Below are 9,518 nucleotides of genomic sequence, written 5' to 3' on the forward strand. Positions count from 1 at the left end.
CTTCCAGCAGGTCCGTGTAATAACTATGCGTCAACAGCAGCCGCGATCCTGTATCAGACAGCATATACGAAATACGCTCCGCAGGGTAGGCCGGATCAACCGGCACATAAGCACCGCCTGCCTTCAGCACTGCCAGCAGGCTGAGCACCAGCTCCAAAGAACGGTCCAGCAGCACCGGCACCACGCTGCCCTCCCCTACGCCCTGCCGCTGCAGGTAATGCGCCAGTTGATTGCTCTGTTCGTCCAGCTCCCGATAGCTCAGCGTACGCCCCTCATGCACCAACGCTGCACTGTCGCCAACACGCTCCACCCACCCCGCAAACAGGTCCGGGATCGACTGGGCATCAGGGTAAGGAAATGCCGTGTCATTAAAATCGTACAGCAACTGATGACGCTCTCCAGCCGGAAGGTAATCCATAGCCGTTAAGGGGCTGTCTGCTCCTGTCATAAAACCTTCCAGCACGCCCGCAAAGTGCTCCTTTATCCGCTGCACAGATGCAGCGGAATACACGGCAGCATTGTACCTGAAGATCACCCACATGCCGCCGGGCACCAGGAAAGTAATAATGTTAAAGTCATAATTCGATTCGTTCACTGCGTCCTGGGACAGCAGCTCCAGCTTTTCCAGCCCCCCGGTTTCCGCAGCCGTACCCGGTATGTTTAATTCCTCCGGGTAATTCAGGAAACCCAGTACATGATCAAACAGCTTATTCCCCAACGGGCTCTCTGCCTGTATTTCCGACAACTGCAGGTAGTGATAAGGCAATGACGCGATCGCTTCCTGCTGCACTTTTTTCAACAGCGACCTGGCCGTAGTACTATCGTCGTAGGCTATACGTACAGGGATAGTGTTAATGAACAGTCCCATCATGGTATCCACACCGTCCAGCTCTCCGGGCCTCCCCGAGACCACAGCGCCGAACACCACATCCTGGGTATGGTTATAGCAGCTCAGCAGGTAGGCCCAGGCACTCTGTACAAAAGTATTTTCAGTAACTTCTGCCTGGCGGCATACCGCCTGTATAGCAGCAAGCTTTTCCGCATCCAGCATTAAATGTGTTTCTGCCAAAACATACGGCGTTCCTTCCTGTGCCTTTTCCCTGAAAGGAATAGCAGCCAGGCTTCCATATGCTGCAAGGTACTCCTTCCAGTACTGCAAGCTCCGGGCCTTGTCCTGGCGGAACAACCAACGGATGTAATTGACATATGCCGCTGGCTTGTCCAGCAAGGGAGGCCGGTCATTTAAAAGATATTGATAAATGACATAAAATTCATTGATCAGCACCGTAGCACACCAGCCATCCATGAGTATATGATGATGGCTCCATACCAACTCATATTCCTCACCTCCCAGGTCCAGTACGGACAGTCGCATCTGGGAGCCACTGCCCAGGTCAAAACCTTTTTTGCGGTCCTGCTGCTTATAATGCGTAACATACGCTTCTTTATCTTCCAGGTTGCCTATATCCTGGTATATAAAACCGGCCTGCACCTGCTTCCTTACTATCTGCAGGTTCCGGGAACCATATTCATGGCTGAACGAAGTGCGCAACACAGCATGACGAGCCACCAGGTATTCATAGCTTTCCTGTATAACCTTTACCTGCAGGGCGCCTTTCATCCGGTAGGATGTCTGTTGTACATATGCTGTGGTACCCGGCTCAGCCAGCCAGTGATAATAAATGCCCTCCTGCAGCGGCGACAGTTCGTAAATATCCGATACCTCACCGGCACTGCAGATGGCTTCCAGCTCTTCCGGGAGTAGCTGCCGGTAGGTAAAGCCCTCCTGCAAAGGTTTATTATTCTCCGGCGCCTCCGGTGTCACCACCCGCGTATGCTTCGCTACTTCCGCTATCACAGGGTACTTCAGCACATCTCCCACCTTCACCGTATAGCCACGTTGCTTCAGGCGGTTGATCAGCAGGATCGCCTTGATCGAATCTCCTCCCAGGTCAAAAAAACTGTCCTGCACACTCACACGCTCGCGCTTCAGCACCTCTCCATATACTTCCGCCAGCGCATGCTCTACCGCATTGACCGGAGCTACATATTCAACCCCGCTCACCAGACCCAGCTCAGAGGGATGCGGCAGGCAATCCTTATCCACCTTCCCGTTCGGCGTTAACGTAAAACCCTCCACCTCCACCAGGTACGCCGGCACCATGTAAGCCGGCAAATGACCGGACAACTGCGCGCGTACCTGCGCCGGTGACAGCGGCTCTTCTGACGTAAAATATCCCGCCAGCGACGCGGCGCCGTTCTCCTCAAACACCACCTTCACCACTGCAGCCCGGATGCCGGGAACACGAAGCAGACCATGCTCAACATCTCCCGGCTCTATGCGGTAACCCCGGATCTTTACCTGGTCGTCTATACGACCGATAAACGCAATGTTACCATCCGGCAGCCAGCGCGCCTGGTCTCCCGTCCGGTACAGACGCTCCCCCGGAAGGTAAGGGTCTGATATAAAACGGCTCGCCGTCAGCTCCGGTTTATTCAGGTAGCCGCGCGCCAACTGTACGCCGCCTATGCACAACTCTCCGGCCACCCCTACCGGCACCAGTCCCTGATGGCTGTCCAGTATCCGAACATAGGTGTTCCACAGCGGCTTGCCCACCGGCGGCTGTTTACCCGTCTGTTCAAGTATAGGATAATCCGTGACCATCACCGTGCTCTCAGTGGGGCCATACTGGTTGACCAGCGTATAGCTCAAATGGCCGATCGCTACTTCCGGCAGGCGGTCGCCACCGATCAGCACATATTTTAACAACAAGCCTTCCGGCTGTTCCTGGCTAACCAGTCCCTGCACCAGTGCTGTCGGTACAAATGTATGCGTGATGCCGTTTGCCTTATAGAAATCCAGCAGCGCGGCAGGGTCCAGCTTCAGCTCATCTCCCACTATATATAACGCGGCACCGGACAACAGGGCAGACCACACCTCCAGCGCAAAGGCATCGAAACCCGGGCCCAGCATAGCTGTAGCGTGTGCCCCGGGTTTTACATCATAACGGTTGATATGCCAGTGCACCAGGTTCACCACGGAGGTATGCGTGATCATCACCCCTTTGGGCTGGCCGGTAGAGCCGGAGGTATAAATGATGTAGGCGAGGCCTGATGGCTGCACCTGCGGAGGTAATACCTCATGAAGATTGTCCGGCAGCGCCCTGTCACGATCTATATAAACCCGGTGCAGCGTTTCCTGCGCTTCCAGCAGGCGGGCGTATTTACTATGCGCGATGATCAGGCCTGCGCCGGTGTCCGACAGCATGTAAGCCACTCTTTCCTGTGGGTAGGAAGGATCAATGGGCAGATAAGCGCCCCCCGCCTTCAACACGGCCAGCATGCTGACGATCAGTTCTACCGAACGCTCCTGCAGCAGGGGCACCAGCGTTTCCTGCTGCACGCCGCAGCTACGCAGGTAACGCGCCAGGGCGGAAGCCCGCTCATCCAGCTCCTGGTAGCTGATGGCATTGCCTTCTTCATCAACAACCGCAATACCGGAGGGCCGCTGTTCCACCTGTGCAGCAAACAGGTCGAGCATAGTCTTATCAGCAGGGTAGACCACTGCCGTATCATTAAAAGCCGTCAGCAATTGCTTCCGCTCTGCAGGCGACAGGTAGTCTACTTCAGCCACCGGTGCGGACGGCTGCGCCAGCAACGCCTCGAGCAGACACTTATAATGCGCTATAAGACGGTGCATAGCAGCCTTGTCATAAATATCCGTATTGAACTCCAGCCGCATGTCCAGCTCATTACCCATTTCTATGAATTCAAAGAACAGGTCATACCTGGGCCGGGAATAGCCCCAGTCCTCAATGGCATCCTCCATACCTGCGGCGGCATAGTTATGATCCGGGTTATCACTGAAATTTTGCAGGCCGATCATAATATCAAACAACGCATTCCTGCTCAGGTCCCTTTTCACTGCTATATCCTCCAGTAGCTTATTAAAGGGATAGTCCTGGTGCTCAAATGCATTCATAACGTCGGTGCGCACACGGTCAAAAAGGCCCGTGAAGGTGTCCCCTTCCTGCAAGGGGGTCCTTAATGCCAGGGTATTAATGTAATACCCGATCTGGTTGTGCAGGTCCGGGTGATTCCTGCCTGCCACCGGCGTGCCCAGCACCAGGTCTTTCTGCCCCGTGTACCTGTACAGGAATACACGCAGTAAAGCCACTAATCCCATAAACAGGCTTCCCTTCTGCTTAAGGCAAAACTCCTTCAAACGCGTGGCGAGCGTTTCATTGATCACAGTCCTCAGGACCCGGCCATTGATCGTTTGCACGGCAGGACGGACATTGCCGGCAAACAGGTCCAGCAACTGCCAGCTTTCCCGGAAACGGGCCGTCCAGTAAAGCTGGTGCTCCCGGAACTTCTCCGTATGCAATTGCTCCTGCTGCCATGCGGCGTAGTCCTTATAATGTATCCTGAGCGGCTCCAGCGCAGCCGGCTCCCCTTTTATGAGCGCTTCGTAATAAATAAAAACTTCTCTTATCAGCACCGTTAATGACCATCCGTCACTGATGATATGGTGCATGGTGGGATGTATGTAGTAGGTTTCCTCTTCCAGGCGGTATAAGGTAACCCTGAGCAAGGGGCCTGTACGCAGGTTGAAAGGCTTGTTGGCATCTTCCCTGAGCAATATTTCCCTTTTCTCATACCGGTCTTGCTCGTACCGGAAATCAAAGTAGGACAACCTGAAATCCACCTGCTCCGGTGGCAGCACCACCTGCATTACTTTACCGTTCCCATCTTCCCTGAATACGGTCCTGAGTATCTCATGCCGTTCGATCATGGCCTGCACCGCGTGTTCAAATTTCACCGGGTCAAAATCCGCCGTCCAGACCATTGTGGTGTCAATATTGTTCACCGTATGATCATCCCAGATCTCATTCGTGATCCAGACGTTCATCTGCGAGGAAGACAGGTCATATGCAGGCAATACCGGCGCCCTGGGTATACTGCCCTCTGCCCCGGCATTGTGCGTGATATTCCTGAGATAATCCAGCAGCTCCTGCTTCCTTGATCTTATTGCTTCCACAAATGACTGTTCCAGTACCCCTTTGGGCGCATCAATATCCAGGTTATTTTCTTCGTCCACCTTCAGAATCACGCCCCGCTCCCTCATAGATCCAATAAACCGGTCTAAATCTGTTTCTGGCCGTATTGATCCCATATTTTATTTATTGAGGATGAATTGTTCTTGTTTTTCATACAAAATTTCCTTTTCACCAAACAGGCGTTCCGCTATGATCCCTTTTTCCCGGCAGCGCTCAATAAGCCTGTTGGACTGAACTATGGGGTTAGATTCATCTGTATACTTAATGCTGCTGATAAATTCCAGCCAGGGCTCCTGTCCCATGGCATATACGTACATTTCTGCGGGATTGAAAATATCCACCAGGGCCATTCCCTTTGCGCAATCCGAACCTGCCAGTCTCCTGCTGCCGTCCTGGTCGCGGGGAAGCTTCCTGGGCATCAGGGGGCCGTATAACCAACTGAGCGGCGCGCCATCACATTCCATACCCAGGAAGATAACGTCCACATCTCCTGTTTCCCGGTGAATATGCTGATACAGCGCAGGCTCCATAATTCTCGAATCGGCCATGAACAGGAGACTGAAAGCGCCTATCTGTACATGGTAACAAAGCTTGGATTGGATATTCAGATCACAATGCTCGCCGGTAAAGGGCAGGCCGGTAATAGCCGCATCTTCAAAGGTGATGGTCTCCATTTCATCCAGCTCCACCACATTATTAAACCCTATCTGGTTAAGCATCAGCTTAAGCGCCGGGTCTTCCAGCCTCCCGCCCCTTGTACGGGGAACGATGAGGTTCCTGATCTTGTGCCTCAGAGGCAGCAGCGTTTCAAACAGGATGTGATCCTGGTGATTATGGGTGATCACCGCATAGTCTATCACATCCGGCAGGTCCACGTCCGAAAAGTGCTCGATGCTGGAATGATAGCCATAATAGCTGATGAGGGGGTCCAGCAGCACGCTTACCTCTTTTGTCTCTACCAGTATACAGGCATGCCCGAAGTAGCGCATTCTTATTTTATCGCCCGTGTACCTGTTATAGGCCGGATGGGGCGTTGTTGTGAACAACTGCCTGAAAAGCGGTTCCTGGTCGGGTGTTATTTCCAGCAACTGCCGGATGTGCTCCAGGGACCGGGGCGAGCGTTTCATCATGGCCAGTTTATCTATGCCCGGATGGCTGAAAGGTACAGGCAGGCGGAGCACATGCGGCTCCTCCAGCCGCGGCGTGCTGAGCACAAAAGGGCGGTGATCATTATCCGTGATCCACAGCGCAATGCTTTGCGCCGCAGGATCATAATATTTACTCTTATAGAGTAGTGATTCAAAGAACCGGAAAGAAGGATTATTATTCAGATCGTAGTGTAGTTCCACGAAGCCTTTCAGCACATCGGGCACTTTGCTGTACAATGATTCCAGGGAGTAGCCCTTTGCGTGCGTTTGCAGCATGGTATTCAGCTCCCGGATAGCCTTTGCCAGCTCAAACATATCTGCCCGCTCCTGCAAGGTCCTTTCCCGCAATGCTTTCACTTCGGGCGCCCGCTCTTCCTTCAGGTCCATAAAGGGACCGCCGAGCATCCGGGGATTTGCCACGGCCTGTACATGGGCCGCGGGGTTCTGCAGGTAAGAGTCCATAATCTCCATATGCCGCTTAACAATATTCATGGCAGCAGTAGCCGGCGACACAAGGTGCGTCCATGCATACCAGGAATCGATCAAAGGCTCAATGACCACATTGGGTTTTAAGTACATTAGTTCCTGACTCATAGTAGGTTATTTTTGGGTCCTTTTCAGCAGCAGCACGCCATAGTAGGAAGCTGCCATACATAAAACTGCGGTTATAACATTCACGGCAACGGATATACCGATCCAGGCCGGCACGGGTATGGAAGACCGCTGCGCGAGGTAATCCAGTTGCCCGCCGCTATACCCTGTAAAAAAACCATAGCCGGCGCCGATAACCGTTTCCATCCCGAGTACGTACAGCAGCAGGAACCGCTCCCGCCTTAGCCGGAGCGCCAGCAAGATGCCGAGGATGCACCATGCTGCAGCCAGCCAGCCACCGCTCAGCAACAGGTGCATGCCTGCCAGCAGCAACAGCAGCAGCGCGTAGTAGCCATATTTGTTCCTCATAAAACAGGTTATTCTTTAGGTGAAAAGATGATCCGTTCTGTAATGCCCTCCAGGTCGCCAGGAGAGGTAACAAAGCGGGTGGGATGCACCTGGTTCTCTTTCCAGGACGCCAGTTGCTGTGTATAGTTCTTTTCGTTCAGCCGGCCGGTCTGCCCGATAGCGTTTACCATCCAGGAGCGGATACCGGTTCCTTTCAGCTCAATGATGGTACGGATAACAGGATGCGCACCGTGATTTACATTGATCGTGTTGTCATTGCCACCCAGGCCCTCTACCCGGATGTCCAGGCCGGGCAGGAAAGTGAACTGGGGAATACTAAAAGCATAGGCGGCGCCCGCGTGCTTCCCGGCTGCGTATACGGAATCTGTAAGCGCCATGAGTTCCAGGAAGCACTTGCGGGGCGTTATTGGACGTTCTTTGTACGTTAACGAGTCATTGCACAACAGGAAGTGCATAAATTGATCAAATGAAGGGGGAGATCTTACATCCAGTGAGGTTGCCAGGCGCCTGCTGCTGATGCCTGCTGCTTCGCGGAATGCTTTATAGAAGGCGGCTTCCTTTTTTGTGGCGTCTATCCGGCCCTCCCACTGCCGGATAGCCTGCCAGTTGGCGGACAGCACTGCCGGGTGTGCATACTTGTCCAGCAATGTATGCAGGTCCTGTACCGAGAGATCGGTTACATCCAGTTGCATTTGCCGCATATCCTCCCGGCTGAAATGTTTCCCGGCGGATAAAATATTGTTGATCCTGGACGGCCGGTACAGGTCGGCAAACCAGCGGGCAGCATAATAGTAGTCGCCGTTAACCGGCTCCTGGTTAGCAGAAAACAGGTAGTTACGGTCAGGGTTATAGGACATCGGAAGCGCATCGAAAGGCACATACTGCCGCAAGGGCGACACCCTGCCATCCAGCAGCCCGCCGGCATAGCCGGGCGGTTTGACGGGCATGCTGCCGGCGCAGATCATGCCGATATTTCCTTGTATATCACCATATACAAAATTCTGCGAAGGATAATCATACCCGCGTAATGCCTCCCTGAACCCGGGCCAGTTACCTGCTTTGCCAAGCTTCCAGAACGCCTGGATAGCATGGCCGCCCTGCGCGGGATGCCAGCGGAGGGCATATACCAGGGAATCCCGTTCCACCACAGGACCGAATACGGTATACCTGACCTGTATATGCTGTGGCGATTGTCCTTTTACATGAATCGCATAGTGCCGGGTGTCCATATCCGCCCATTTTCCGTCCAGCCAGTACTGCCCCTTATTGGAAGGGTTGAGCCGCAGCAGGTACTGTTCTGTTACATCCCAGCCACCGTTGGTAATACCCCAGGCTATCCGCTCGTTATGCCCCGTAAGCACCAGGGGTACACCCGGTATCGTATAACCGTATACGTGCATCCCGGGGCATTTAAGCTGCATTTCGTAGAAAATACCGGGGTTGGTCAGGAAAAGGTGCAGGTCGTTGCACAGGAATAACTGCCCGGATTCAGTGTGCGTGGCTCCCACCACCCAGTTATTGCTGCCCAGGCTCCTGTTTGTGGGCCTGGCGGCATAACCAACAGATGGGATGTGCGGTTTAAAGCATTCTGCCAGCATGTTGCCGCGTGTACCCTGCAGGGTGGGTTCGGCCTGCCCGGGTATAATGAAAGACGGCTTATCAGGGCGGTCAGGATACAGTATGCTGCGCACCGCCGGGGGTAACTTATCCAGTATTTCCTGCCTGTCAAAATAATCATCATAAAAGGTCAGGTCAAAACTCATGTACCATTGCACCAGGAAGGAATAGTAAGGCTTCCAGGCGCCCGGCTGGTAGTTCCATATCAGGTACATGGGGTCCCTGTGTGCGTCATCTTCCCGGCTGATGTAAGCATTCACACCCAGCGCGTAGGCATTGAGATAACTGAAGAGGTCCGGCTGCGTCAGCGCCAGGGTATCCAGGAGCCGCCTGGCTCTTTCTTCCAGGTCGAACCTTTTCCAGTTCTGGTCGGAGTAAATACCATCGGCCCCTATGATCTCGGACAGGCGCCCCATTACGGCAAAGGCCAGCAGTTCCATCTGGAAATACCGGTCTCTTGCGTGCATGTAGCCGGCCGCATATGCGAGGGCATTGGCATTGCTGCCAAAAATATGCGGAATGCCCAGCGTATCAATGTCTATGGTGGCAGCACCTGCAGGGCCGGCCAGCACCGTGCCGCTGTTTTCCGGCAGGGCTTCCTTCCCCAGTATGCCTTTCCGGTAGTCTGCCAGTTGCTGCAGGGAGCCCAGCCCGTGAAAATGATAGTTGGTCAGGTATAGCCAGGCTGCTGCCAGTAATACCAGGAGTAATACGCCAAGGAATCGCTTCATAA

The 9,518-nt window shown here is 53.8% G+C and carries 4 protein-coding genes; all 4 read right to left on the reverse strand.

Features of this window, described 5'->3' with window-relative positions:
- A partial coding sequence (locus LX66_RS26020) for a non-ribosomal peptide synthetase (protein WP_158642769.1) occupies positions 1 to 5,128 on the reverse strand: 5,128 nt, incomplete at its 3' end.
- A gap of 51 nt (positions 5,129 to 5,179) precedes the next feature.
- Complete coding sequence (locus LX66_RS26025) at positions 5,180 to 6,802, reverse strand: MBL fold metallo-hydrolase (protein ID WP_145718993.1); 1,623 nt, start codon at positions 6,800 to 6,802, stop codon at positions 5,180 to 5,182.
- A gap of 6 nt (positions 6,803 to 6,808) precedes the next feature.
- Positions 6,809 to 7,168, reverse strand: a complete 360-nt coding sequence (locus LX66_RS26030; protein ID WP_145718995.1) for a hypothetical protein — start codon at positions 7,166 to 7,168, stop codon at positions 6,809 to 6,811.
- A gap of 8 nt (positions 7,169 to 7,176) precedes the next feature.
- Entirely contained in the window at positions 7,177 to 9,516 is a 2,340-nt protein-coding gene (locus tag LX66_RS26035) for a penicillin acylase family protein (protein WP_145718997.1), read from the reverse strand.
- Positions 9,517 to 9,518: the final 2 nt, after the last annotated feature.

The organism is Chitinophaga japonensis (assembly GCF_007830125.1).
Lineage (GTDB): Bacteria > Bacteroidota > Bacteroidia > Chitinophagales > Chitinophagaceae > Chitinophaga > Chitinophaga japonensis.

Bases quoted from the DNA above. Each gene is read 5' to 3' on its own strand.
- LX66_RS26030 (WP_145718995.1), bottom strand. From the start codon at position 7,168: ATGAGGAACAAATATGGCTACTACGCGCTGCTGCTGTTGCTGCTGGCA.
- LX66_RS26035 (WP_145718997.1), bottom strand. From the start codon at position 9,516: ATGAAGCGATTCCTTGGCGTATTACTCCTGGTATTACTGGCAGCAGCC.
- LX66_RS26025 (WP_145718993.1), bottom strand. From the start codon at position 6,802: ATGAGTCAGGAACTAATGTACTTAAAACCCAATGTGGTCATTGAGCCT.